The organism is Pedococcus sp. 5OH_020, from assembly GCF_027812955.1.
In the GTDB taxonomy this organism is placed as follows: Bacteria; Actinomycetota; Actinomycetes; order Actinomycetales; family Dermatophilaceae; genus Pedococcus.
This window is the reverse complement of sequence record NZ_JAPYZV010000001.1, coordinates 441,198-466,724: the sequence shown is the minus strand read 5'-3', so window position 1 is coordinate 466,724 and position 25,527 is coordinate 441,198. Positions and strand designations below refer to the sequence as shown.

Genomic DNA, 25,527 nt, shown 5'->3' with positions numbered 1-25,527 from the left:
GCGTCTGGGCGCCCCCGTCACCTCGCCGCCCACCGGTCCACAGCACGGCTGATGGGTCTCGGCAGCACCACGTGGTGGCAGGCAGCTCCCGTCGTCGCCGTCGCCGCAACGCTGCTCTTCGGCCCGGGCACCGCCGCTGCCCGCGTGGCCGGCCACCGATGGCAGGACGCCGTCGCTCTGGGGCCGGTCCTCACCGCGGGGGCACTGGCCGCCACCGGTGTGGCGGCGGGCGCTGGAGGGCTCGCCTGGGGTGCCGCCCCTCTCCTGCTGGGGCTGGTCATCCTCATGCTCGGTGCCCTGCTGGTGCGGCGGCTGGGCGGCCGTCCCGAGGCACAGGGCGCCGGAGCGCCGTGGTCGCTCGTCGTCGCGCTGTGCCTGGGCGCGGTCGCCGTGATCTCGGCCGTGGTCACGGTCACCGGTTCACCATCGGCGTTTCCGCAGAGCCCCGACACCATCTACCACCTCGGCACCATCCGGTGGATGCTCGAGCAGCACGACGTCTCAGCACTCCATGCGGGCGGCTTCGCCTCCGTGGACGGCAGCGGCTTCTACCCAGCCCTGTTCCACGGGCTCGCGGCGACCGTCGCCATGACCACCGGCTGCAGCCCCGTGGTAGCCGCATCCACGACAGCCCTGGTCATCGCCGCCTTCGCGTGGCCCTCGGCGGTGGTCCTGCTCGCCCGCCGGGTGGTCGGAACCGGCTGGGCGCCGACCGTCGGAGCGGGCGTCGCGAGTGCCGTCTTTCCCGCGTTCCCCTTCTGGCTGCTCGGGTACGGCGTCCTCTGGCCCAACGTCTTCGGACAGGCCCTCCTGCCGGCCGCGCTGGTGCTGCTCATCGACGCCGCCCAGGGCCCTGGGCGAATCCGTGCCCTCCTGCTGCTGGCGATCGCCACGCCGGGGCTCGCCCTGGCCCACCCCAATGCCGTCTTCGCCTTCGGTCTCATGGGTATGGGCGTGGTCCTCGGCGCGTTGCTGCGCGCGGCCCGGCGGGACCGGCGCGAGCGCGGCGGCCGCGCCGTGGTCTGGCTGGCGCTCGCCGCGCTCGGGCCGGCGGTGCTCGCCGGGGGCTGGGCGGCCCTGACGGCGCGCTCGGTGGCCATGCGCGCGTCGAACCCCCCCGGGCCGGAGATGAGTGCGCGAGACGCCGTGGTCGACGTGCTGTTCTTCGGTCCCCGCGACCTGGCTCCGCTCTGGGTCGTCGGCGTCCTGGTCCTCCTCGGGGCCGTCGTCCTCCTCGTGGGGAGGCGGGGTCGGTGGCTCGTTCTCGCGCACGCGGGTATCGCGGTCCTGTACTTCCTCGACACCGCTGTGGACAGCGAGCGGACCCGGGTTCTGACGTGGCCCTGGTACAACAACTCCCCCCGCCTCGCCGCTCTCATGACGGTCACCGCGGCCGTGCTGCTCGCCGCAGCCCTCGCCGCCGGCGCGGAGCTGGTCACCCGACGGCTCCCGCGGCTGTCCCCGCCTGTTGCGCCCCTGCTCGTCGCGCTCCTCCTCGTCGCGCTCACAGGGGGGCTGGCGTGGGGTCAGCACCGCGCTGCCCTCGGCCGGTACTTCGACAGACCCGAAGCCGAGTCCTACGCCTCCGACGCCGCGATCGACGCCCTGCGCGCGCTGGGACGCCGGATGCCTGCGAAGGCTGTGGTCGCGGCCGACCCCTGGAAGGGCGGGCCCTACCTCTATCTCGCCAGCGGCCAACGGCTGCTCTTCCCCACCGAGAAGGCGTGGTCCCCCGGTGACCGCGCCCTGCTCGGCAGGCGCCTGGACAAGGCGTCGAGCGACCCGACGGTGTGCGAGGCGGTCAGGCGCCAGAAGGTCGGCTGGGTCATCACCGGGGGGACGACGGCCCTGTCGTCACCCGGACAGCGTCGCCGCTACGCAGGCATCGACGCCGTCCCGGGCGCCCGTGGCTTCACCCCGGTCGCCGGGGCCGGCGACTACCGGCTGTGGCGGGTGGGCGCCTGCTGGTGAGGCGGTCCGGCGACGAACAGGTCACGTCTCGATGCGAACCTGACTGGTCAGGAAGCCCCATCCCCAGCTCAGGTGCATGGTCGGCAGCACCACGGGCAGCCACAGTCTGTCGGCGGGCCGGAGGCGAAGGTCGCGCACCGTGAGGCCGCCGACCGTGGTCAGACCCAGGTACGCCGTCGGCAGGAGCCATAGCGGCTTCCACGCCAGACCTCCCACTGCTCCTGCCACGACACCCACGAGCGCGGCGGGCGGGGCAAGGTAGCGCGCGTTGATCGTGCCCCGGTGGGTCCGGCCGACCGCGCGGCGCCAGCGCCCGTAGTCCCGATACTGACGCGCCAGAGCCGGCAGCGTGGGCCGAGGTCGGTACGCCACGCGCAGCCGAGGGGAGAACCACACCAGACCGCCCGCCTCCCGGATCCGGTGGTTGAGCTCCCAGTCCTGCGCACGGGTGAAGCGGTGATCGTAGCCGCCCATCCGCTGCAGCCACTCGCGCCGGAAGACGCCGAGGTAGACCGTGTCCGCCGGGCCGGCGTCGCCTCCGGTGTGGAAGGCCGCCGACCCCACGCCCAGGCGGGAGGTCATCGCTGCCGCCACCGCCCGCTCGAACGACGTGACACCTTCGGCGTCCATCAGACCCCCGACGTTCGCTGCACCTGTCTCCTCCAACAGGGCGACCGCCGTACGGACGTAGTCGCGGTCGAGCACGCCGTGACCGTCCACCCGAACGACGACGTCCACGTCGTCCAGGGCGCCGATGGCCCTGTTGAGCGCCTCCGGGGTCCTCCCCGAGGGGTTCTCCACCGTCCGGACACGCGGGTCGGCCGCCGCCAGGTCGTGCGCGATTCCCGCGGTGCGGTCGGTGCTCGGCCCGAGGGCCAGGACGAGCTGGAGCGGGCCGTCGTAGTCCTGTGCCAGGACGGCGTCGACCGCCTCCCGCAGGTGCCTCTCCTCGTTGAGGATCGGCATGACAATGCCTACCGATGGCGCGGCGCTCGTGGTGCGGGGCTCGGGGCTGCTCGTCATGAGGCTGCTGAGCATACGGAGGAGAGGTCGCTCTCCGCCGCGTTGCCAGCCGCCTTCGCCGGGTCCACCACGGCCGTTCCCGGCTGCGCCCGGACAGTGGTCTTGGCCGTGGCGTTGGTCGTGGTCTTGGCCGTGGCGTTGGCCGTGGCTTTGGGCTTGGCGGAGGAGGGTGGCGAAGCCGAGCCGTCCTTCGCCTTCGACGACTTCTCGGAGGCCTCGATGGCGGCCTTCACGGTGGACGTCACAAGCGCGGGGTCGTAGTCCCAGGGCTTCATCAGCGGGGGGACGAAGTTGACTCCTCGGATCTTCTGCACGCGCGTCTTCATGGCCAGCTCGGCGAAGCGGCCCAGCTCGGACTGGGGCAGGTCGGTCTGGATCAGACCGGAGCTGGCACCGGCGATCTTCTGGAACCGCGTGACCAGCGTCTCGGGATCGAGCTGGTCGATCATCGCCGTCATGACACACCGCTGCCGGGCCATCCGCTCGTAGTTCGTGGAGCCGGAGCGCGACCGTGCGTACCACAGGGCGTGGTAACCGTCGAGATGCTGACGCCCTGGCTCGATCCACGCCACGACGGGCGACGTGCCGCCGCCGATCGGCGTGCGGAACCTGACGGTGACGTCGAGCCCACCGACTGCGTCGACCATCTTGCGGAACCCGTTGAGGTCCACCATGACGTAGTACTGGATCCTCAGGCCGCTGAGAGCCTCGACAGCCTCCCTCGTGGCGAGGACGCCCGCGTTCGAGGTCCCGGCCGGGAACTGCGTCGCGTGGTCCTGCGCCCAGGTGTAGAGCCCGTTCAGCAGGCAGCCGTCGCCGCAGTTCCATCCCTCCGGCATGAGTGACGCCATCGTCGAGCCCGGCCGGAAGTTGATGTTCTCGGTATCCCTGGAGAACCCGAACGTCACCGCGCGGCCCGTGCGGGCATCCACGCTGACCAGCTGGATGGAGTCGGGGCGGGTGCCCACGCGGTCCTTGCCACTGTCGGCACCCAGCACGAGGATGTTGTATCGGCCGTCCACGGCGTCGAGCGCCTGGTGGCCCTGGAAGAGGGCGTTCAGAGCGTCCTTGCCGGCGCCGACGCTGCTCGCCGCGTACACCAGGCCACCCGAGGTGACGACCAGTAGACCCGCTGTCAGCCCGGTGAGCACCCGCCGGGCCCGGACGAGCAGCCCGCTGGGCCTCGCCAACCTCCAGGCGTCCAGGAGAAGCACAGCCCACAGCACCGCATACGCGGTGAGCACCCACTGCAGCGAGGCCAGCACCCAGCCGCGGCTGACGAGTCCGATGGCGGCGGCGCGGCTGACGAAGGAGACAGCCCCCATCGCGGCGGCAGCACTGACGAGGACGAGCCAGCAGCGGATGGCGAACCGGCCCAGGCTGCGGTTGCCGGCCACGAGCTGAGCCACGCCGGGGACCATCACGGTCAAGAGCACGAGGGTGAAGGCGCGGCGACGAGCCATCCTCGGCCCGAGCACCTCGGCTGTGCGCAGCCCGGGCACAGCCCTGGTGGCCAGGTAGACCCCTTGCTCCGCGGCGGTCGTCGGAGCGAAGGAGGGGGGTGTCATGGTGCACCAGTATTGGTGACACCACTGGGAATACTGCGACCACTGCGCTTTCGGAGGCGGCGTGTCGCGCGATGGAGCCGGGCGCCCGGGAGTGGGCGGTGGCGTCTTTTGCCAGCGGTGGAGCGCTCAGCGGACACTGGGCTCCATGACTGGACCCCCACCAGGGCGCGACGACGCCCGGCCCATCCCTCAGCGCGTGGGGAGACACAGCGCCGAGGACGTCGAGGGCACGGCCGGTGTCGACGGCCTTCCGGACGCCGGTGGCGATGACATCTACACCGTCGACGTCCGCGGCCGCAGGGCCCGTCGGCACGGCTCGGTCCCACCCGGTCCGGCAGCGCCCCAGGGGGGACGCCGGCCGGCCGGCCGCCCGGGCGGCCCCGCGGCCGACGTCCGGGTACGGCGCGACCAGGAGCGCCCGCGCGGCACGCGCCGAGGCCGCTTCGCTGCAGGCAGGGTCGTGCTCTTGGCCGTGGTGGCCTGGCTGGCCTTCATGGTCGTGACGCCGGTGCACGCGTGGAGCACGGTGACGAAGGTGGACACCACGCCGGCGGGTTCGCGACCTGCCCACACGAAGGGCTTCACCTATCTTCTCGTGGGGTCGGACAGCCGCGAGGGTCTGACCGCTGCCCAGAGGAAGCAGTACGCGACCGGCAACGCGGCAGGCCGGCGCACCGACTCGATCATCCTCGTCCACGTGTCCCAGAGCGGCGGCAAGCCGGCTCTCGTATCGATCCCCAGGGACTCGTACGTCCCGATTCCGGGCCATGGGAGCAACAAGATCAACGCGGCCTTCGCGCTCGGGGGCCCGAAGCTGCTCGTCCGGACGGTGGAACAGGTCACCGACCTGCACATCGACGGCTATGTGGAGATCGGCTTCGCCGGCTTCGCCGACGTGGTCGACTCGGTGGACGGGGTCACCATCTGCGTGCCCTTCCGGATGAACGACAAGAAGGCCGGGATCAACCTGCAGAAGGGCTGTCAGGTGCTCGACGGGCGCAACGCCCTCGGCTTCGTGCGAGCTCGCTACTCCGATCCCCGAGGCGACATCGGCCGTGCTGAGCGGCAGCGACAGTTCCTGGCGGCCATCATGAAGAAGGCGCTGACCCCGGCTACGGTCCTGCTCCCCTGGCGCTACTGGGCCTTCACCCACGCCGCGGCGCATGGGCTCGTCGTCGGCGGGGACACCTCGCTGCGCGACGCCAGCCGTGTGCTGCTCACCATGCGAGCCGTGTCCAAGGACCAAGGCCTGAGCCTCGTCGTGCCCATCCAGAGTCTGAGCTACCAGACGAGTGCGGGCAGCTCGGTGAAGTGGGACAGCGAGCGAGCGAGGTTGTTGTTCCGGTCCCTTCGCAACGACACCCCGCTGGAGGCCCCGCCGGCCGGCACGGACGGCAAGCCGTCAGGTGGCTAGGACCGACTCGCGCTACCTCAGCAGCTGACGTGCCATCACCAGGCGCTGGATCTGGTTCGTCCCCTCGTAGATCTGGGTGATCTTGGCGTCACGCATCATCCGCTCGACCGGGAAGTCGCGCACGTAGCCCGCGCCGCCGAACAGCTGCACCGCGTCCGTGGTGACCTGCATGGCGACGTCGGAGGCGTAGCACTTGGCGGCTGCCCCGAAGAACGGCAGGTCGGAGTCGCCGCGCTCTGACTTGGCGGCGGCGGCATACACCAGCTGGCGGGCCGCCTCGACGGCCATCGCCATGTCGGCCAGCATGAACTGGACGCCCTGGAACTCGGCGATGTGCTTGCCGAACTGCTTGCGCTCCTTGACGTAGGCGACCGCGTGGTCCAGGGCGCCCTGGGCGATGCCGACCGCCTGCGCCCCGATCGTGACGCGCGTGTGGTCCAGCGTGGCGAGCGCGAGCTTCAGCCCCTCGCCGACGGTGCCCACCACCCGGTCGCCGGGGATGCGGACGGCGTCGAAGTACAGCTCGCGGGTGGGGCTGCCCTTGATGCCCAGCTTGTGCTCCCTCTCCCCGAACGTGAAGCCCTCGTCCGACTTCTCGACGACGAAGGCCGTGACGTTGGCGCCACGCCGCCCGTCCGGGTCCGTCACCGCCAGGACCGTGTAGTAGTCGGACACTCCGGCGTTGGTGATCCACGACTTCTGTCCGTTGAGCACCCAGCCGTCACCGTCGGGCCGCGCCCGGGTCTTCATCGCCGCCGTGTCCGAGCCGGCCTCGCGCTCGGACAGGCCGTAGGAGAAGGTCGACAGCCCGGCCGCCACCGGCGTGAGGTAGCGCTTCTTGAGCTCCTCCTCGCCAGCAAGGACCAGCGGCATCGTGCCGAGCTTGTTGACGGCCGGGATGAGCGACGCCGACGCGTCGACCCGCGCGACCTCCTCGATCACGATGCACGTCGCCAGGGCGTCCGCCCCCACCCCGCCGTACTCCTCGGGGATGTGCGGCGCGAAGAAGTCGGCAGCCACCAGAGCGTCGTGTGCTTCCTGGGGGTAGCGCGCCTGCTCGTCCACCTCCGCCGCGTACGGTGCGATCCGCGCCTCGGCCACGGCTCGGACGGCCTCGCGCAGCTCCTCGTGGTCCGACGGAAGGCGGAAGGCGTCGAACTCTGGGTTGCCGTACCGATCTGTGCTCACAGGTCGATAGGTTACTCGTTGGTATGACGTCTGGGTCTGCGTCGCGGTGTGGCGCCGAGCACGCCCAGCCGTCGGCGGGAGCCAGTCGGCGCCTCAGCGGCGGCCCAGGTGCCAGAGGTGTCCGTGGTCGGCCTGGTCGGCGAGCTCCGGCATCACCTCGCGCTCGAAGAGCGCGATCCCGGAGGTGTCGTAGGCGGCCTCGTTGAAGTTCGTGATGAGGTACGTCATCCCGGCCTCCTGCCACTGGGTGAGACGCTCGAGGATCTGCTCCGGGGTCCCACAGCCTTGGGAGCCGCGGAGCTCCTGGATCTGACGCTCCGTGACGTCGTCGGGCACGCCCGCCTGGAGCAGTCGTGCGCGAGTGCCTTCGATCCTGTCCGAGACCTCCTGCTCGTCCCGGCCGATGACGATGTTGAAGTTCGTGGTCCGGACGATCTCCGAGAAGTCGCGTCCGACATCATCACAGTGGCCACGAAGCAGCTCCGACTTCTGCTGGAACTCCTCGATGCTCCCCGGTGCGTAGTTGGTGTAGTCCGCGTACTGGGCGGCGATCCGCAGCGTCTTCTTCTCGCCACCGCCCGCGATCCACATGGGGATGCCGTTGGCCTTGGAGCCGGGCAACGCAGTTCCCTGCAGCGGCCGCGGGTAGCACCGCGCGCCGTCGACGTCGTAGTGCTCACCGGAGAAGGTGGCGGTGCCCTTGGTCCACATGTCCCGGAAGATCTGGACGCCCTCCTCGAGCCGCTTCAGCCGCTCCCCCGCGCGCGGGAAGCCGTAGCCGTAGGCGCGCCACTCGTGCTCGTACCAGCCTGCACCGATGCCCATCTCCACGCGTCCCTCGGAGATCACGTCCACCGTGGCCGCGACCTTGGCCAGATAAGTCGGCTCCCGGTAGCTCATGCAGGTGCACATCTGCCCCAGCCGGACCCTGCCGGTGACCGCCGCGAAAGCGGCCATCAGGGTCCACGCCTCGTGGGTGGCCTCCTCGCTCGGCACCGGCACGGTGTGGAAGTGGTCGTACACCCAGATGGAGGTCCAGTCCTCGTTGGCGTCCGCGCGCCGGGCGAGCCCCGCCATGACCCCCCAGTGCTGGGTGGGGTCGATCCCCACCAGGTCCATACGCCAGCCCTGTGGGACGAACAGTCCGAACTTCATCGACAGCCTCCTTGGCCTTTGGCGTAGCGGGTGAGGTGGTGACTGCGGACCGGTGTCAGCCCGGGCTGTGCGCAGCCACGGTGAGCACGCCGTCCGCCTCGGTGTAGCGCTCTCCCGTCTGGGGACACACCCAGGAGCCAGTCTGCCCTCCAAGCTCGAGGGGCAAACCTGCCTTCCCGACCCACCGCACCCGCTTGGCCGGTACCCCGGCGACCAGGGCGAAGTCCGGGACGTCGCTGACCACGACAGACCCGGCAGCGACCAGCGCCCAGGCGCCGATGGTGACGGGCGCCACGCAGACCGAGCGGGCCCCGATGGAGGCCCCGGTGCGGCACGTCACGCCCACAGCCTCCCAGTCCGCTCCCGTCTTCAAGGTGCCGTCCGGGTTGATGGCCCTGGGGTAGTGGTCGTTGGTGAAGACCACGGCAGGGCCCACGAACACCCCCGCCTCGAGGACCGCCGGCTCGTAGACCAGGGCGTAGTTCTGTAGCTTGCAGTGGTCCCCCATGGTGACGCCGGGTCCGACATACGCGCCGCGTCCCACGACGCAGCCTGCTCCGAGCACCGCCCCCTCGCGGACCTGAGCCAGGTGCCAGACCAGCGACCCGTCACCGATCTCCGCGTCGTCCGCCACGTCCGCCGAGTCCTCGATCCGTACCGTCACGCCACAGCCTCCCGCCCGAGCCGCCGCCCACGACGGCCACGGTCACTGGTTCCTCCTTGGACCGGAGCCGATCCTATGGCGTGTCTGTCCCGCCCGCCCAGTGCCGCGACGGCCACGACCGAGTCGACGCGGCGCAGGGGCGCAGAATCGCAGGGCATCTCCCCCGCTCACCCGAGCGACCGTTGCGTCGACCGGTGGACGTGTGATGCTGAAACCATGACGTTGAAGCACCAGAACGACCCTGAGCTGATCCGAAAGCTGCTCATGGACCCCGGCATCTGGGTCGTCGTCGGCCTGTCGAGCCACCAGGACCGTCCGGCGTATGGCGTCTCCCGATGGCTGAAGTTCGAGCAGGGCAAGGGCGTCATCCCGGTGCACCCCCGTGCCGAGACCGTCCATGGCGAGCGTGGCTATGCCAGCATCGCCGACATCCCCGACGGCACCGACATCAAGGTCGTCGACTGCTTCGTGAATTCCCACCACGTCGGCGCGGTCGTCGACGACGCCATCGCCCACAAGGACCGGCTCGAGATCGACGCGGTCTGGATGCAGCTGGGCGTGGTGGACGAGGCCGCCGCCGAGCGGGCGCTCGCAGCGGGCCTTGACGTCGTGATGGACGCGTGCCCCCGGATCGAGTGGCGCACGGTCCGCTCCGAAGGCATGGCGCGCTAGCACCCCCTGCGTGCATACCCGCAGCACACGGCTGGGGGCCAGATGAACTAGCTCCCGCCGGTCTGCATCCGTGAGCGCAGCCCCTCGCCCTTCGCGTGGGCCTGGTGGCGAAGGTCGGCCTGGAAGGCGACCATCCTCTCCCGAACACCCGCCGCATACTCGCCCTCGCCCGCGGCGATGATGCGCGCGGCCAGCAGGCCCGCGTTGCGTGCCCCGCCGATGGAAACCGTGGCGACCGGGACCCCGGCGGGCATCTGCACGATCGACAGGAGCGAGTCCAGGCCATCCAGATGCTTCAGGGGGACGGGAACCCCCACGACGGGAAGGGGGGTGACGGCCGCCAGCATCCCCGGCAGGTGCGCGGCGCCGCCTGCGCCCGCCACGATGACGCGCAGACCCCGTTCGGCCGCCTGCTCGCCGTAGGCGATCATCTCGTGCGGCATCCGGTGGGCCGAGACGACGTCCGCCTCGTAGCCGATGCCGAATTCCTCCAGCGCCTTCGCCGCGAGCTCCATGACGGGCCAGTCGCTGTCGCTGCCCATGACAACACCGACCAGGGCCGGCCTGTCGGTCATTCGGTCACCACGCCGGCGAGGTAGTCGGCCGCGTGACCAGCGCGGTCCCTGAGGCTGGGCAGGTCGGCGCCACTCACGTTGACGTGGCCGAGTTTGCGTCCTGGCCGGACCCCCTTGCCGTACAGGTGGACCTTCAGTGCGGGATCCCTGGCCATGATGTGCCGGTAGGCCGGGTAGAGCTCCGGGTAGTCGCCGCCGAGGACGTTCGCCATGACCGTGTGCGGCGCCCGAGCGGTGGGGTCGCCGAGCGGCAGGTCCAGGACCGCGCGCAGATGCTGCTCGAACTGCCCGGTGACGGCACCGTCCATGGACCAGTGGCCGCTGTTGTGCGGGCGCATCGCCAGCTCGTTCACGACGTACGCGGGGCGCCCGGTGGCGGGCTCGCGCACCTCGAAGAGCTCGACGGCGAAGACCCCGGTGACCCCCAGGCTGCGGGCGATGCGCAGGCCGGCCTCGGTGACCACCGCCGCCAGCTCGGGGTCCAGGCCGGGGGCAGGGGCCAGCACCTCCGTGCAGACGCCGTCCGTCTGGACCGTCTCAACCACGGGCCAGGCCGCGGCCTGGTCGGAAGGGCTCCGAGCGATGAGCACGGCGAGCTCGCGGACGAAGTCCACCTTCTCCTCGAGCAGCACACCGTCAGCGAGCGGCCCCGGCTGGCCTACGGCGGCAAGCCAGTCCGCCAGCTCCTGCGGGGAGGACACCACGCGGACGCCCTTGCCGTCATACCCACCCCGCGGCGTCTTGGCTACGACCGGCCAGCCCACGCCGTCCCCGAACGCCTGCACGTCCGCGGCCGTCGTGGCCCGTGACCAAAGGGGACACGCGACCCCGATCTCGGCCAGTCGCTCCCGCATGGCGAGCTTGTCCTGGGCGAACCGCAGAGCTTCGGGCGTCGGGTGCAGCGCCACGCCGTCCTCCACCAGAGCCTCCAGCACGTCCGCCGGGACGTGCTCGTGGTCGAAGGTGACGACGTCGCACTCGCGCGCGAAGGCCAGCACCGCTTCCCGGTCGGCGTGGTCTCCCACCGGTGCCGACGGGATGACCTGAGCAGCCGCCGCGTCCGGCGCCTCGGCGAGGACGGAGAGGGAGATGGACAGCTCGGCCGCAGGCCCGGCGCACATCCGCGCCAGCTGGCCCCCACCGATGATGCCGACGACCGGGAAGCCTCCGGGGGCACGCTGCGGTGAGGTCACGGGGCCGAGGATATCGGGCCGGACACAGCAGCGGCCGAAGGGCATCGGCACGCGCCTGCCAGGCTGCGCCTATAGGCTGCACGCGTGCCCGCAAGCCCCTCTCTCGTCGCGCGCCTGCGCGGCACGATGGACGTCCTGTACCGCGAGATGGTCAAGTTCGGGATCGTGGGGGCCGTGGCCTTCGTGGTCGACCTCGGACTGTTCAACGTGCTCCGCGCCACGGTCCTTTCGGGGTATGGCTCAGGGCCCCTGTCGCGAGCTGTGGTGGCCACCATCATCTCCGCGTTCGTCGCGACCTGTGTCGCCTGGGTCGGCAACCGCATGTGGACCTTCCGGCACCGCAGGAACCGGCCGGTCCATCACGAGGCTCTGTTGTTCGCCCTCACGAACGGCGTGGCGCTGCTCATCCAGGCCGCCTGCGTGGGGTTCTCGCACCACGTGCTGGGGCAGGAGAGCCTGGTCGCGGAGAACCTCGCGAAGCTCGTCGGCATCGCGCTGGGGACACTGTTCCGCTTCTGGGCCTACCGGCGCTTCGTGTTCAGCCGGGAGCCGTTGGAGGACACCTCGCCGCTGGCGGCGACGGCCGACTGACCCCGGCAGTCAGGCTGTCCTCAGCCGAGGAGGACGGAGTCCGACTCGCTGAGGAACACCGCGAAGATGGCCGGCTGGGCCTGGATGAGCTCCAGCCGGCCCCCGTTGGACTCGGCCAGGTCCCGCGCCAGCGCGAGTCCGAGCCCCGTGCCGGTGGTGGTCACGGAGCGCTCGAAGATGTGCGGGGCGATCGTCCCCGGCACGCCCTCGCCCTGGTCGCTCACCTCGACGACGACGGAGGGCCCGCTTCGACGGGCGTGGACGTCCACGGTCCCCCGTCCGTGCGCGAGCGAGTTCTCCAACAGCGTCGAGAGCACCTGGGACAGGTCCACGGGCTTGGCCTGGACGACGAGCCCCCGTTCGCCGTGGACCCGGACACTTCGGCGAGCCTGCTCGAACGCCGGCTGCCACTCGCGCTGTAGGGCCGCGATGACGGAGTCCAGCGACACCGTCGCCTTCGGCTCGTCGCCGCCGCGGCGCGTGCGAGACATGAGGTCGTCGACGACTCTGGTGAGCCGCTCGACCTGGGCGATGGCGATGTTCGCCTCCTCCTGCACGACCTCGAGGTCGTCGGTGGCGGCGATCTCCTCCAGACGCATCAGCAGCGCGGTGAGCGGCGTCCTCAGCTGGTGGGAGGCGTCCGCCGCGAAGTCGCGTTCCGAGGCGAGCGACTTGGTGAGGGTCTGCGCGCTGCGCGAGAGCACCTGGGAGACCTGGTCGAGCTCGGCGATGCCGGAGTGCAGCGGCTGGATCCGTGACTCCCCCGCCCCCAGCCGCTCGGCGCGGTCGGCCAGCTGCGTCATGGGCCGGGACAGGCGAGCGGCCTGGCGGGTGGCTACGAGCACCCCGACACCCAGCGCCACCACACCAAGGCCGACGACCACCAGCACCAGCTTGAGCGAGGTGGAGGAAGGCGTGCCCTGCGCCAGCCAGTCATGGAGGACGCCCTCCCCCTGGACGGTGGCGCGCCAGATGGCCACCACCACGGGAGCCATCGTGATGACGATGGCGAGGGCGACCGCGAGGGCGGTGGAACGGATGAGCTGCTGACGCATCGAGCGGTCAGATCTCGTCGCCGCGCTCGAACCGGAACCCCACGCCACGCACGGTGGCGATGTAGCGCGGCTGGGCGGCGTCGTCGCCGAGCTTGCGACGCAGCACGGAGATGTGCATGTCGAGCGTCTTGGTGGACCCGAACCAGGCCGTCTCCCAGATCTCCCGCATGAGCTGCTCCCGCGAGACGACCTTGCCCTGCTCGCGGACCAGGACGCGCAGCAGGTCGAACTCCTTCGCGGTCAGCTGCAGCTCCTCGTCGCGGAACCAGGCGCGCCGGCCTTCAGGGTCGATCCGTACGAGGTCGTGTGCCGGCACCACGTCGGAGGGGTTGCGCCGCAACAGTGCCCGCACTCGCGCCAGGAGCTCGGCCAGCCGGAACGGCTTGGTGACGTAGTCGTCGGCTCCGGCGTCCAGGCCGACGACGGTGTCGACCTCGTCGGCCCGGGCCGTGAGGATCAGCACGGGCACGGTGCGACCCTCCGCGCGGATGCGCCGGCAGACCTCCAGACCGTCGACGTAGGGCAGGCCCAGGTCGAGCACCACGAGGTCCGGGTTGTCCGACGAGGCCTCCAGCGCCTCTCGCCCGTCCGCGCGCACGTCGACCTCGTAGCCCTCCCGGCGCAGCGCGCGAGCAAGCGGCTCGGAGATGGCGGGGTCGTCCTCAGCAAGGAGCACACGGGTCATGGGGGTGATCGTAGGCAACAGCACGCCTTCTCAGCGACCAGGCCACACCGGGCGGCGCTTTTCGTTGAACGCAGCCACTCCCTCGACACGGTCGCCGGAGAACGCCGTGGCCGCCCAGGCCTCGTCCTCGATGGCCAGCCCACGGGCCAGGTCTGTGTCGAAGCCGAGCCGCATCGCGCGCTTGGCGTTGCGCAGGCCCACCGGGGAGTTCCGCGCGATGACGTCCGCGATGGCGTGGGCTCGCTCGACCGCCGTCCCGGAAGGCACCACCTCGTCCACCACCCCCAGGACGAGCGCCTCAGCGGCCGAGAACCGCTCGGCAGTGAAGATCATCCGGGCGGCCCGGGACCACCCCACGCGACGGGTCAGCAGCTGGGTGCCGCCGCCTCCGGGGATCACCCCGACGCTCACCTCCGGCAGACCCACGACGGCAGCCTCGCCGCATACGACCAGGTCGCAGGACAGCGCGATCTCGAAGCCCCCTCCCAGGGCGTACCCCTCGACGGCCGCGATCACCGGAACGGGCAGGCCCAGGACTCCCCGGTAGGCCGCCTGGGCGAGGGGTCGCTGGGCGCGAAGCTCGTCGTCGGTGAAGGAGCTGCGCTCCTTGAGGTCAGCCCCGACGCAGAACGCCTTCGGGTGCGTCGACGTCACGACGACCGCGCGCACCGCCGGGTCCTCAGCAAGGTCGGCGGTGGCTCGCGTGAGGGACTGCGCCATCGCCGTCGAGACGGCGTTCATCGCTTGGGGGCGGTCGAGCACCAGCTCGGCCACATGGCCGTCGTCGCCGTGACGCTCGACCCGGACCAGCTCGGTCATGACACTCCTGCTCTCGTGGACGCGCGCTCACCGGGCGAACGGCGCAGCTCGCTCGGCGTCACCTGGCCTATGCCCCGCAGCGTCCGTCTGCGCAGGGCAGTGGTCTCGAACCCGGAGAGCGCCGCCAGGGCCGTGGCCAGGGCGTCATCGACGAGCACGCCGCCACCAGGCGCCACGCTCGTCAGCCGGCTCGCCCGGTTGACGGTCGTGCCGAACACGTCGCCGAGCCGCGACAGGACCGGCCCGAGCGCCATACCGACCCGGACGTCCGGCAGGAGCTCGTCCTCGGACATCGTCTCGACGAGGTCGAGGGCCACGGCCGCGGCTGGCCCCGCACCGATCGTCACGAAGAGGATCTCGTCCCCCACGGTCTTGATGACGCGGCCGCCGTGGGCGGTGACGATGTCGGTGGCAAGCGCCTCGAACCGCTGCACCATCACGGCGAGCTGACGCTCCGTCATGCGGCGGACGAGGGACGTGAAGTTCACCAGGTCGGCGAAACCCACGACCCGCCGGACACCCTGGGCCTGCGGATCGGCGTCCGCGAGCATCCGGGAGATCGCCGCGGTGAGGTGCCGGCGCCACGCATAGACCAGCAGCGGCTCCAGCGCGTCGGCCATGTCGGCGAGCTTCAGGGCGGAGGCCCGGGCGGCGGACTCGTTCGGGACCGCGCGGGCGTCCGCCTCGTCGAGCCCCGCTTCGGAGGCCGGGTCAGCGAGCGCCTCGGCCATGAGCTGCGTCTGCCAGACCGCCAGGCGGTCCGTGGTGCGCGCGAAGGCGCGGGTCATCGCCAGGGCGGTGTCCTCGTCGAGCTCCTGGTCGCGGACCAGCCTCGCGACCGCCATGAGCGCCGCCTGGTCGGCCTCGGTGAACATGGCGTCCTCGTCCTCGACGATGGGAAACCCCAGGGCGTGCCAGAACTTCCGGGCCGAGAGCAGCGACACCTCCGCACCCCGGCTGACGTCGCGGCGCGCCATCGTGGCCGGCTTGCCGAGGAGCCGGGCCTCGAGGTTGTCAGGGCTGAGGGCGGCGAGGTCCTCCGGGCGCACGATGCGGTGCCGGCCGACCTCGCTCACATCACCACACCCTAACGACTCTGCACTCTAACGACGGTGCGACCTCACATGGACGACGTCACCGGCGGCCACGGCGTACTCTCCCGCCGCGCCCGCCACGACGAGCCGGCCCTCGTCGTCCACCCCGACGGCGTGCGCCAGGCGCGGAGGGCCGCCGGTGACGTGCAGCTCCACGTCCCGTCCGATGGTCAGGCACGCCTCGCGATACGCCTCCTGGACGCCGGCGCGGGTAGCCGGACCGCCCTGCAGCTGGGCGTGCCACCGGGCCAGATGGGTCAGCACAGCCACCACCAGGTCCTCGCGACGAACCTCCGGCGCACCGGCCAGCCGCAACGACGTGGCGGTGTCGACCGGCAGCTCCTCGCGCGTCTGGTCGACGTTGATGCCCAGACCGACCACGACTCCGTTCGGCTGCAGCTCGCAGAGAATGCCGCAGACCTTCCGTTCGTCGTCGGCGGGAAGCAGGACGTCGTTGGGCCACTTGAGCCCGCTCGCCAGGCTGGCTACCTCCGCGATGCCGTCGCGCACGGCCAGACCCGTGACCAAGGGCATCCAGCCGCGGCGCAGGGCGGGGGCCGGGAGCAGGACGGAGAGCGTCACGGAGGTATGCGGCGGGGTCACCCAGGTGCGCCCCATCCGGCCGCGCCCCGCCTGCTGGTGGTCCGTGACGACGACGCGGTACGGCGCGGCCAGCCGTGCGGCCTCCGCGTTGGTGCTGCCGAGCGCGGGGTGCACGTCGAGCCCTGTCCACGGCGAGCCGGACGTGACCAAGGCCTCGTGCAATGCCTCACTGTCAAGGGGTTGGCGCATGTCCGCAAGGCTAGGCTCCCCGCCATGGCGCAGACCACCGACTCCCTCGACGCGACCCTCTCCACGGGCGGCACGGAGGTCCCCGGCTCGGACTCCGGCGTCGACGTCCACTCCACGGCGGGCAAGCTGGCGGATCTCAAGCGCCGGGTGGCGCAGGTGGCTCACGCCGGGTCTGAGCGGGCGGTGGAGAAGCAGCATGCGCGGGGGAAGAAGACGGCGCGGGAGCGGTTACAGCTGCTGCTGGACGAGGGGTCGTTCGTGGAGATGGACAAGTACGCCCGGCACCGGTCCACCGCCTTCGGGCAGGAGGGGAACCGCCCGTACGGTGACGGGGTCGTGACGGGGTACGGGACGGTGGACGGGCGGACCGTGGCGGTGTTCGCGCAGGACTTCACGGTCTTCGGCGGGTCTCTGGGTGAGGTGTTCGGGGAGAAGATCTGCAAGGTCATGGACTTCGCCATGAAGGTCGGCTGCCCCGTGGTGGGCCTGAACGACTCCGGCGGCGCGCGGATCCAGGAGGGCGTGGTGTCCCTGGGCCTGTACGGCGAGATCTTCCGCCGCAACGTCCACGCCTCGGGGGTGATCCCGCAGATCTCGCTGGTCATGGGGCCGTGCGCGGGCGGCGCGGTCTACTCCCCCGCGGTCACCGACTTCACCGTGATGGTGGACCAGACCTCGCACATGTTCATCACCGGTCCGGACGTGATCCGCACGGTGACCGGTGAGGTGGTGTCCTTCGAGGACCTCGGTGGTGCCCGGGCGCACAACACCAAGTCCGGGGTGGCGCACTACATGGGCACCGACGAGGACGACGCCATCGAGTACGTCAAGGCGCTGCTGTCCTACCTGCCCAGCAACAACCTGGAGGAACCCCCCAGCTACGCCGACGACGAGGCGGACCTGCCCTCGCTGGAGGTCACCGACGCCGACCTGGAGCTGGACACCCTCATCCCGGACAGCGCCAACCAGCCGTACGACATGCACACCGCCATCCGTGCCGTGCTCGACGACGGCGAGTTCCTGGAGGTGCACCCGCTGTTCGCCCCGAACATCCTGTGCGGGTTCGGGCGCGTCGAGGGCCGCTCGGTCGGAGTGGTCGCCAACCAGCCGATGCAGTTCGCCGGCACTCTGGACATCGACGCCTCGGAGAAGGCTGCCCGGTTCGTGCGGACCTGCGACGCGTTCAACGTCCCGGTGCTCACCTTCGTCGACGTGCCGGGGTTCCTGCCCGGCACCGACCAGGAGTGGGACGGCATCATCCGCCGAGGCGCCAAGCTCATCTACGCCTACGCCGAGGCCACCGTCCCGCTCGTCACCGTGATCACCCGCAAGGCCTACGGCGGCGCGTACGACGTGATGGGGTCCAAGCACCTCGGCGCCGACATCAACCTGGCCTGGCCCACCGCGCAGATCGCCGTCATGGGCGCGCAGGGCGCGGTCAACATCCTGTACCGCAAGCAGCTCGCCGCCGCCCAGGCCGCCGGGGAGAACGTGGAGGAGGCCCGCCAGCGGTTCATCACCGAGTACGAGGACACCCTGGCCAACCCCTACATCGCCGCTGAACGCGGCTACATCGACACCGTCATCACCCCCTCCAACACCCGGATGAACGTCACCAAGGCGCTGCGCGCGCTACGCACCAAGCGCGAGACCCTGCCGCCCAAGAAGCACGGGAACATCCCCCTGTGACGACGGACGACACCGCGTACCCGGCCGACTCGGGCGAGCGGCCCGGGCAGCCTCCGCTGCGGCTGCTGCGGGGTGACGCCACCGCTGAGGAGCTCGCCGCGCTCCTGGCTGTGCTGGCGGCGGCCGGCGCACCGGGCGCAGCGGGCAAGGGCAAGCCGGCGCGCCATCCATCAGAGTGGAGCTCTCCCGAGCGAGCCCTGCGCCGCATCGGGCCTCCCGGCGCCGGCGCCTGGCGGGCCTCGGCCCTCCCCCGCTGAGGCGCCAGGGGCCGCAGCAGCACACACGCCTCCCCCGGGTCGACCGCGTCTCGCGCCGAAGTCCGGGACTTCGGGGAAATTCCCGGCGTGTCGCGCCGAAGTCCCAGACTTCGGCAAGCCCCCAGTGCGGTGTGTGGTCTCGCGCCGAAGTCCCAGACTTCGGGAGAACTCCCGGCGTGTCGCGCCGAAGTCCCAGACTTCGGAAAGTGGGGTGGGGGCAGGGGCGCGTCAGGAGGCGGGGGAGGTCGACTTTCGGCGGTCCACCCTCTCGCGGAGCTCCGCGGCATCCTGGCCATCCAACGCTCCAGCGTCGAGCACCCGTTGGGCCGCCTCGAGGTCCCCGGAGAAGGCGCGGAAGCTCAACCGTACATCGACGTCGTGGTCCGGCCGCGAGACCACCTCGATCGGGTCCCCCTGGCGCACCTGGCCCCCGGTGACGATGGCGAGGTAGGCGCCAGAGCTACCCACCTCGGTGAACCGCTTCACCCAGTGGCGCTCGCCCATCCTCGCCTGGAACGTGGCGCAGGGGATCCGCGGACCACAGACCTGGAGGACGACCTGGTCGCCCACCGCCCAGCGCTCTCCGAGCAGAGCCCCGTCGACGTCGAGCCCCGTCGTCGTGAGGTTCTCCCCGAAGAGCCCGCTGGCCAGCTCACGCCCGAGCCGGGTGGACCATGCGTCGAGCTCCTCACGGGCATAGGCGTAGACGGCCTGGTAGTCCCCGCCGTGGTGACGGCTGTCGCCGATGAAGTCGCCGACGAGGCCGCTGCCGAGGCCACCGCGCTTCGGACCCGGCGCCCGCAGGAGCGCCGACGCCACCGGTGACTTACCGATACCGGTGGCCCGTACCTTCTTGGCCGGGTTGGGCTGAGGACCGCCCATGTTGAGGGACAGGACGCTGGCGGGCATGGTCCCAGGGTAGGCAGCCCGCCAAGCCGATATTGGGCTCCCCCGGCGTCCGCGCTGAGGTACGTTCCGTGGCGTGACCCAGACCTCATCCCCCCCTCGCCCCGCGACCGAGATCGACCGCATCGCCGACGAGCACCTGGCGGCGTTCGTCGCCCTCAGCCCGATCACCGCGACCTACCTGGGGATCCCCGGGTACGAGGAGCTGCTGGACGACTTCTCCCCCGCGGGCCACGAGGCCCACGCCATCCTTCGGCGCGACACCCTGGCCCGACTCGACAGCGCCACGCCCGTCGACGAGATCGACCGCGTCACCCTGAGTGCCATGCGGGAGCGGCTCGGGCTCGCCGAGGAGGTGTATGTCGCGGGGCTCGACGAGATGTCCCTCAACGTGATCGCCTCACCCCTGCAGGAGGTCCGGGGCTGTCTCGACCTCATGGCGACGGCCACCGACGAGGACTGGGGGGTCATCGCCCGTCGCCTCGAACGGGTCCCCACAGCCCTCGACCAGTGGAAGGAGAGCCTGCTCGCCGCAGCCGACAAGGGCCGGGTCGCGCCACGGCGGCAGGTGGACGCCTGTATCAGGCAGTGCGAGGACCTCACGGGCCCGGACGGCTACTTCGCGGCCCTGCCCGAAGGCGCCAGCGCTGGCGAGGGGTCGCTCGCAGAGGGGACCGCGACCCACCTGCGGAGCGCGGCCGAGACCGCCGCGGAGGCGTACCGGTCGCTCGGACGCTGGCTGCAGGACGAGCTGCTCGACCGGGCACCGGAGCCGGACGCCTGCGGCCCTGAGGACTACGCGCTCCTGTCGAGGTCCTTCCTCGGCGCGGAGGTCGACCTCGAGGAGACGTACCACTGGGGTGTCGAGGAGGTCGCCAGGATCACCTCGGAGATGGAGGAGGTCGCGAACCGCATCAGTCCCGGGGGCAGCGTCAAGGACGCCATCGCCGCGCTGGAGGGCGACCCGGCCTACCAGCTGCACGGCACGGACGAGCTCAAGGCCTGGATGCAGGAGCGCGCCGACGAGGCGATCGGGCACCTCGCCGGGACGCACTTCGACATCCCTGACCCCGTCCGAACCATCGAGTGCCTCATCGCCCCCACGCAGACCGGCGGCATCTACTACACCGGGCCCTCCGAGGACTTCACCAGACCCGGACGGATGTGGTGGTCGGTGCCCAAGGGCGTGACCGAGTTCGGGACGTGGAAGGAGCTCACGACCGTCTACCACGAGGGCGTTCCGGGTCACCACCTCCAGGTCGCCCAGACGGTCTTCCGGTCCGAGCTCCTGAACCGCTGGCGTCGTATGTTCGCCTGGACCTCCGGGCACGGGGAGGGATGGGCGCTGTATGCCGAGCGGCTCATGGCGGAGCTCGGCTACATGGACGACCCCGGCCACCGGATGGGCCTGCTCGACAGCCAGTCGTTGCGTGCCGCGCGGGTCGTCATCGACATCGGCGTGCACTGCGGCTTCGAGGCGCCACAGGAGGTGGGCGGCGGGGAGTGGACCTATGACAAGGCCTGGCAGTACCTCACCACCCATGCCAACCAGGGCGAGGCGTGGCTGCGTTTCGAGCTCGACCGTTACCTCGGCTGGCCCGGCCAGGCACCGTCGTACAAGATCGGCGAACGGCTCTGGATGCAGCTTCGCGACGAGGTCCAGCAGCGTCAGGGCGCGGACTTCAGCCTCAAGGACTTCCACCGCCGCGCGCTCGACATCGGCGGCGTGGGTCTCGACACGCTGCGGCAGGCGGTGCTCGGCGAGCTGGGCTGACCGCCGCCGTTCGCCAGGGCCGGCCCTGGCGGCCACGCAGCAAGGTGGCTCCTGAAAGGATGAGGCCGTGGAACTGGCCCTCACCCTCGTCGCGATCGTCGGCACCGTCATCGTCGTGGCGGGACTGGCGCGCAGGCTGGGGGTCGCCGCGCCGCTCGTCCTCATGGTGCTCGGGGTCGTCGCGTCGTACGTGCCCTTCATCCCCGAGCCGGAGCTGAGCTCACAGGTGGTGCTGGTCGGCCTGCTGCCGCCGCTGCTGTACGCCGCAGCGGTGCGTACCTCCTTGGTCGACTTCCGGGTCAACAAGTCGGCCATCGCAGCGCTGTCGGTGGGCCTGGTGCTCTTCACCGCGGCAGGCGTAGGCCTGGTCGCCTGGTGGCTGCTGCCCATCCCGTTCGCGGTGGCGTTCGCGCTCGGTGCCATCGTGGCCCCACCGGACGCCGTGGCCGCCACCGCGGTCGCGCGCCGGATCGGCCTGCCGCGTCGCGTCGTGACGATCCTCGAGGGCGAGTCGCTGGTGAACGACGCGACGGCGCTCGTGTCGCTGCGCACGGCCATCGCGGCCTTCAGCACGGCGGGCGCAGTGACCTTCGGCTCGGTCGCGATGGACTTCGGCCGCGCCGTGGTCGGCGGCGTCGTCGTAGGGGTCGCTGTGGGGGTCGCCGTGGCCCGCGTGCGACGCCACGTGACCGACCCCGCGACCGATACCTCGATCTCCTTCATCGTCCCGTACCTCGCGTACGTCCCGGCCGAGCACTTCCATGCCTCCGGCGTGCTCGCGGTCGTCGTCGCAGGCCTCCTGCTGGGTCACAAGTCGCCTGTGGTGCAGACGGCCTCGTCACGGCTCAGCGAGCGGATCAACTGGACGACGGTCCAGTTCCTCCTCGAGAACGCGGTCTTCCTGATGATCGGGCTGCAGATGCGACGGCTCGTCGCGGATGTCGCCGCCTCCGAACTGTCCGGGGGCCGGGTGGTCGCGGTGTGCGGCGCGGTTCTGCTGGCCGTGATGCTGCTTCGCCCCATCTACGTCTTCCCCGTGCGCTGGCTGCTGGACCGGACGAAGAAGGAGGGCGCGAACGTCTCGTGGAGCGGCAACGCGATCATCTCCTGGGCCGGTATGCGGGGCGTCGTCACGTTGGCCGCGGCGTTCGCCCTGCCGGGGAACACACCGCAGCGCAGCGTCCTGGTGATCGCCGCGATGGCGGTCGCCGTGGGCACGTTGCTGGTCCAGGGGACGACCCTGCCGTGGCTGGCACGCACCCTGAAGGTGCGAGGGCCGGACCCCAGGGAGGACGCTCTGCAGGAGGCCACCATCCTGCAGGCGTCGGTCGCGGCGGGTCTCGCAGCGCTCGAGAAGTGCGAGGAGGTCGGGCCCGAGATGATCGAGACCCTGGCCTCTCGTGCCGAGAACCGCACCAACATCGTGTGGGAGCGTCTGGGCCAGGGACGGGAGGGGCAGGCGGAGACGCCGAGTGAGGCCTACCGCCGGGTCCGCCTCCTGATGCTGGCCGCCGAGCGGGAGGAGCTGCTCCGCATCCGGGACAGCGGCGCGGCGGACCAGGAGGTGCTCGCGCACGTGATGGACCAGCTCGACATCGAGGAGTCCATGCTCGACCGCATCGAGGAGCGCACCTCGACCCTGCGCGACGAGCCGCTGCTTCCCCCCGAGCGTCCTGAGGACGAGTGCGAGCACCTCGCCGCACACCACGACCGGTTCGTCGCACCGACGACGCCGCACGGGTGCAAGGAGTGCCTGCAGGACGGCACGACCTGGGTGCACCTGCGCCTGTGCCTGGACTGCGGCCACGTCGGGTGCTGCGACTCCTCGCCGCAGAAGCACGCCTCGGCCCACTTCGCGCAGGAGCGGCACCCGGTGATGCGCAGCTTCGAGCCGGGTGAGGCATGGCGCTGGTGCTTCGTGGACCAGCAGCTCGGCTGAAGCCAGCGCGAGGCCGAGGTCGGAACCACCCCTGGGCGTCGGGCCCGGGCCCAAGGCCGCAGGGCGTGCCACGAGCGAGTGGGTACCCTCGCATCCGTGACCGTCTCTCTCGTCCTCGCCTCCGCGTCCCCCGCCCGAAAGCGGCTCCTGCTCGGCGCCGGGGTGGAGCCGAGCATCGTGGTGAGCGGGGTCGACGAGGACGCTGTCACGGCCACCGCCCGGGACACGTACGGCGAGCTGGCGGGCGAGGACGTGGCCCTCGTCCTGGCGCGCGCCAAGGCGGAGGCCGTCGCGAGCCAGGTCTCGCACGCGCTCGTGGTGGGCTGCGACTCGGTCCTGGAGCTGGACGGCGAGATCCACGGCAAGCCCGTGTCGGCCGAGGAGGCGCGCGAGCGCTGGCGCCGGATGAGCGGCTCGAGCGGTGTGCTGCACACCGGCCACTGGCTGGTCGACGGCCGTGACCCCGAGCAGGGCGGCAGTGGGGCGACCCTGGGCGCGACCGCCTCGACGACCGTGCACTTCGCCACGCTGTCGGACGTGGAGATCGCGGCGTATGTCGCCACCGGCGAGCCGCTCCGGGTCGCCGGCGCCTTCACCCTGGACGGCCTCGGCGGACCCTACGTGGCCGGGATCGAGGGTGACCCGAGCAACGTCGTAGGTCTCAGCCTCCCCCTGCTCCGAGAGCTGCTGGACGAGGTCGGGGTGCCATGGCACACGCTGCGCACCGCGAGCGCGTCGGCAGGCGCAAGCAGCTAGCGCGCGCACGCTGAAAGGGCGTTCCGAGCAGGACATCCATCGACGTCGGTACCCAGCCAGGCGTAGGTCCCAGGCGGGCGTCCCCAGATGTCAGCACACCTAGACGGGGGGCACGTCCCGGCGCTTCGTGGCGAAGTGACGGTCACGCTTCCTGGCGTACCGCAGCCGCAGGAGCAGCTCGTCGCGCAGGGCGTCAGCCTCGACGACCTGGTCCAGTACGAGGTCCGCCGCCAGCCGCTCGAGGTCGACGTCCTGCTCGTACTCCGCCCGCTTCTCCTGCACGAAGAGGGCGCGCTCCGCCTCGTCGTCGATGGCGACGATCTTGTTGGCGTAGACCGCGTTCACGGCCGCTTCGGGTCCCATCACCGCGATCCTGGCGGTAGGCAGCGCGATGGTGGCGTCCGGCCCGAAGCCCGGTCCGCCCATCGCGTAGAGACCCGCGCCGTACGCCTTGCGCACCACCACACAGAACTGCGGCACGGTGGCGGAGGAGACGGCATGCACCATCTTCGCGCCGTGCCGGATGATGCCGCCGCGTTCCACCTCGGACCCGATCATGAACCCGGGCACGTCCGCGAGGTAGACCAGCGGGATGGAGTAGGCATCGCAGAGCCAGATGAACCGCGCCGCCTTGTCGGCGCTGTCGGTGAACAGCACGCCGCCCTTGACCATCGAGTTGTTGGCGACGATCCCGACGGTCTCTCCTGACAGCCGGCCCAGCCCGATGACCAGCTCGGGCGCGAACAGAGGCTTGATCTCGAAGAACGACTCGTCGTCGAGCAGCCCCTCGACGACCTCGTGGATGTCGAACGGCTGGCTCTCCCGCTCGGGGACCGTGTGCCGCGTCAGCGGACGGCTCGGCTCCTCGGGGGCGTACGTCGGCAGGTCCGAGCGCCAGCTCGTCGGAAGGTAGGAGAAGTACAGCTTCGCCAGCTCGATGGCCTCCGCGTCGTCCGCCACGAGCAGGTCGCCGACCCCCGAGACGGTGCAGTGCATGCGCGCGCCCCCCATGTCCTCCAGCGAGACCTTCTCCCCGACGACCATCTCCGCCATCCGGGGGCTACCGAGGTACATGGACGCGTTGCCCTCGACCATGATGATCAGGTCGGTGAAGGACGGGATATAGGCCCCACCGGCCGCGCTCGGTCCGAACAGGCAGCAGACCTGGGGCACCTTGCCCGAGAGCGCGACCTGGTTGTGGAAGATCCGCCCGGCCCCTCTCCTGCCCGGGAACATCTCGACCTGGTCCGTGATCCGCGCGCCGGCCGAGTCGACGAACCAGAAGACCGGCAGCTCCTCGCGCAAGGCCATCTCGGTGGCCCGGACGATCTTCTCGACGGTCCGAGACCCCCACGACCCGGCCTTGACGGTCGGGTCGTTCGCGATGACGATCGCCGGGCGGCCGTCGACCGTCCCCCGACCCGTGACCACCCCGTCCGCCGGCAGGCCCTCGGCGAGGGCGTTGGCGAACCGGCCGTCCTCGACGAAGCTGCCCTCGTCGAAGAGCAGCGCGATGCGGTCGCGGACGTAGAGCTTGCCCTGTGCGTCGAGCTTGGCGCGCGCCTTCTGCGGGGGCCCGGCTGAGGCTCGGTATGCGGCGGCGAGCCTGCTCCGCACGTCGGTGACCTTGGGGTCGGCGCCGGCATCCGGACCGGTTGCGAACGGCTCGGCAGCTGCGCCGGGCGACGAGGAGGCGGAGGACGTCGAGGTCACCGGCATACCCTCTCGCACGTTGGAGACCATGGGG

The 25,527-nt window shown here is 71.1% G+C and carries 23 protein-coding genes; 9 read left to right on the top strand and 14 right to left on the bottom strand.

Features of this window, described 5'->3' with window-relative positions; genetic code table 11:
• Positions 1-51: 51 nt before the first annotated feature.
• Positions 52-1,971, top strand: coding sequence for a DUF6541 family protein (locus tag PHA84_RS02050; RefSeq protein WP_270886421.1), 1,920 nt, complete (start codon positions 52-54; stop codon positions 1,969-1,971).
• A gap of 21 nt (positions 1,972-1,992) precedes the next feature.
• On the opposite strand, the gene PHA84_RS02045 is transcribed toward PHA84_RS02050, so the two are convergent.
• Both PHA84_RS02045 and PHA84_RS02040 read right to left on the bottom strand, forming a co-directional pair.
• Entirely contained in the window at positions 1,993-2,994 is a 1,002-nt protein-coding gene (locus PHA84_RS02045) for a glycosyltransferase family 2 protein (RefSeq protein ID WP_270886420.1), read from the bottom strand.
• The gene (locus PHA84_RS02040) at positions 2,991-4,562 is read right to left on the bottom strand and encodes an LCP family protein (RefSeq protein ID WP_270886419.1); all 1,572 of its coding nucleotides are present in this window, start codon (positions 4,560-4,562) and stop codon (positions 2,991-2,993) included. The genes PHA84_RS02045 and PHA84_RS02040 overlap by 4 nt, the downstream gene beginning before the upstream one ends.
• 145 nt (positions 4,563-4,707) lie before the next feature.
• On the opposite strand from PHA84_RS02040, the gene PHA84_RS02035 reads away from it, so the two are divergent.
• Positions 4,708-5,976, top strand: coding sequence for an LCP family protein (locus PHA84_RS02035; RefSeq protein ID WP_270886418.1), 1,269 nt, complete (start codon positions 4,708-4,710; stop codon positions 5,974-5,976).
• A gap of 12 nt (positions 5,977-5,988) precedes the next feature.
• Here PHA84_RS02035 and PHA84_RS02030 read toward each other — a convergent pair whose 3' ends face one another.
• From PHA84_RS02030 to PHA84_RS02020, 3 genes are all read right to left on the bottom strand, one after another.
• Positions 5,989-7,164: an acyl-CoA dehydrogenase family protein gene (locus PHA84_RS02030; RefSeq protein WP_270886417.1), complete on the bottom strand. Its 1,176-nt coding sequence runs from the start codon at positions 7,162-7,164 to the stop codon at positions 5,989-5,991.
• A gap of 93 nt (positions 7,165-7,257) precedes the next feature.
• Positions 7,258-8,319, bottom strand: coding sequence for an LLM class F420-dependent oxidoreductase (locus PHA84_RS02025; protein WP_270886416.1), 1,062 nt, complete (start codon positions 8,317-8,319; stop codon positions 7,258-7,260).
• A gap of 55 nt (positions 8,320-8,374) precedes the next feature.
• On the bottom strand, positions 8,375-8,983 hold the full coding sequence (locus PHA84_RS02020) for an acyltransferase (protein ID WP_270886415.1): 609 nt from the start codon (positions 8,981-8,983) through the stop codon (positions 8,375-8,377).
• Positions 8,984-9,199: 216 nt separating this feature from the next.
• On the opposite strand from PHA84_RS02020, the gene PHA84_RS02015 reads away from it, so the two are divergent.
• A complete protein-coding gene (locus tag PHA84_RS02015; protein WP_270886414.1) occupies positions 9,200-9,655 on the top strand; it encodes a CoA-binding protein in 456 nt (151 codons plus the stop codon).
• 47 nt (positions 9,656-9,702) lie between these two features.
• Here PHA84_RS02015 and purE read toward each other — a convergent pair whose 3' ends face one another.
• Positions 9,703-10,230, bottom strand: coding sequence for a 5-(carboxyamino)imidazole ribonucleotide mutase (gene purE / locus PHA84_RS02010; RefSeq protein ID WP_270886413.1), 528 nt, complete (start codon positions 10,228-10,230; stop codon positions 9,703-9,705).
• The gene (locus tag PHA84_RS02005) at positions 10,227-11,423 is read right to left on the bottom strand and encodes a 5-(carboxyamino)imidazole ribonucleotide synthase (RefSeq protein ID WP_270886412.1); all 1,197 of its coding nucleotides are present in this window, start codon (positions 11,421-11,423) and stop codon (positions 10,227-10,229) included. The genes purE and PHA84_RS02005 overlap by 4 nt, the downstream gene beginning before the upstream one ends.
• A gap of 84 nt (positions 11,424-11,507) precedes the next feature.
• On the opposite strand from PHA84_RS02005, the gene PHA84_RS02000 reads away from it, so the two are divergent.
• A complete protein-coding gene (locus tag PHA84_RS02000; protein ID WP_270886411.1) occupies positions 11,508-12,014 on the top strand; it encodes a GtrA family protein in 507 nt (168 codons plus the stop codon).
• Positions 12,015-12,034: 20 nt separating this feature from the next.
• On the opposite strand, the gene PHA84_RS01995 is transcribed toward PHA84_RS02000, so the two are convergent.
• Genes PHA84_RS01995 through PHA84_RS01975 form a run of 5 tightly spaced genes read right to left on the bottom strand, consistent with a single transcriptional unit; the run spans position 12,035 to position 16,459 of the window.
• Complete coding sequence (locus tag PHA84_RS01995; protein WP_270886410.1) at positions 12,035-13,069, bottom strand: sensor histidine kinase; 1,035 nt, start codon at positions 13,067-13,069, stop codon at positions 12,035-12,037.
• A 7-nt stretch (positions 13,070-13,076) separates the two neighbouring features.
• Positions 13,077-13,754: a response regulator transcription factor gene (locus tag PHA84_RS01990; RefSeq protein WP_270886409.1), complete on the bottom strand. Its 678-nt coding sequence runs from the start codon at positions 13,752-13,754 to the stop codon at positions 13,077-13,079.
• A gap of 30 nt (positions 13,755-13,784) precedes the next feature.
• Positions 13,785-14,573, bottom strand: a complete 789-nt coding sequence (locus PHA84_RS01985) for an enoyl-CoA hydratase/isomerase family protein (protein ID WP_270886408.1) — start codon at positions 14,571-14,573, stop codon at positions 13,785-13,787.
• Entirely contained in the window at positions 14,570-15,649 is a 1,080-nt protein-coding gene (locus tag PHA84_RS01980) for an adenylate/guanylate cyclase domain-containing protein (protein ID WP_270886407.1), read from the bottom strand. Before PHA84_RS01980 ends, PHA84_RS01985 begins: the two co-directional genes overlap by 4 nt.
• Before the next feature lie 27 nt (positions 15,650-15,676).
• On the bottom strand, positions 15,677-16,459 hold the full coding sequence (locus PHA84_RS01975) for a biotin--[acetyl-CoA-carboxylase] ligase (RefSeq protein WP_270886406.1): 783 nt from the start codon (positions 16,457-16,459) through the stop codon (positions 15,677-15,679).
• A gap of 24 nt (positions 16,460-16,483) precedes the next feature.
• Here PHA84_RS01975 and PHA84_RS01970 point away from each other — a divergent pair, with 24 nt between their 5' ends.
• Positions 16,484-18,148, top strand: coding sequence for an acyl-CoA carboxylase subunit beta (locus PHA84_RS01970; RefSeq protein WP_270886405.1), 1,665 nt, complete (start codon positions 16,484-16,486; stop codon positions 18,146-18,148).
• On the top strand, positions 18,145-18,405 hold the full coding sequence (locus PHA84_RS01965; protein WP_270886404.1) for an acyl-CoA carboxylase epsilon subunit: 261 nt from the start codon (positions 18,145-18,147) through the stop codon (positions 18,403-18,405). The genes PHA84_RS01970 and PHA84_RS01965 overlap by 4 nt, the downstream gene beginning before the upstream one ends.
• Positions 18,406-18,633: 228 nt before the next feature.
• Here PHA84_RS01965 and PHA84_RS01960 read toward each other — a convergent pair whose 3' ends face one another.
• Positions 18,634-19,314: an MOSC domain-containing protein gene (locus PHA84_RS01960; protein ID WP_270886403.1), complete on the bottom strand. Its 681-nt coding sequence runs from the start codon at positions 19,312-19,314 to the stop codon at positions 18,634-18,636.
• A 73-nt stretch (positions 19,315-19,387) separates the two neighbouring features.
• Here PHA84_RS01960 and PHA84_RS01955 point away from each other — a divergent pair, with 73 nt between their 5' ends.
• The 3 genes from PHA84_RS01955 to PHA84_RS01945 all read left to right on the top strand — a co-directional run bounded on the left by PHA84_RS01955 (position 19,388) and on the right by PHA84_RS01945 (position 23,780).
• Positions 19,388-21,085, top strand: a complete 1,698-nt coding sequence (locus tag PHA84_RS01955) for a DUF885 domain-containing protein (RefSeq protein ID WP_270886402.1) — start codon at positions 19,388-19,390, stop codon at positions 21,083-21,085.
• A gap of 67 nt (positions 21,086-21,152) precedes the next feature.
• Positions 21,153-23,024, top strand: a complete 1,872-nt coding sequence (locus PHA84_RS01950) for a Na+/H+ antiporter (protein ID WP_270886401.1) — start codon at positions 21,153-21,155, stop codon at positions 23,022-23,024.
• A 96-nt stretch (positions 23,025-23,120) separates the two neighbouring features.
• Positions 23,121-23,780 (top strand): Maf family protein, encoded by a 660-nt coding sequence (locus PHA84_RS01945; RefSeq protein WP_270886400.1) that lies wholly within the window; start codon positions 23,121-23,123, stop codon positions 23,778-23,780.
• Positions 23,781-23,879: 99 nt separating this feature from the next.
• Here the strand turns inward: PHA84_RS01945 and PHA84_RS01940 are convergent, their stop codons facing one another.
• Positions 23,880-25,499, bottom strand: coding sequence for an acyl-CoA carboxylase subunit beta (locus tag PHA84_RS01940; protein WP_270886694.1), 1,620 nt, complete (start codon positions 25,497-25,499; stop codon positions 23,880-23,882).
• Between the last annotated feature and the right edge of the window lie 28 nt (positions 25,500-25,527).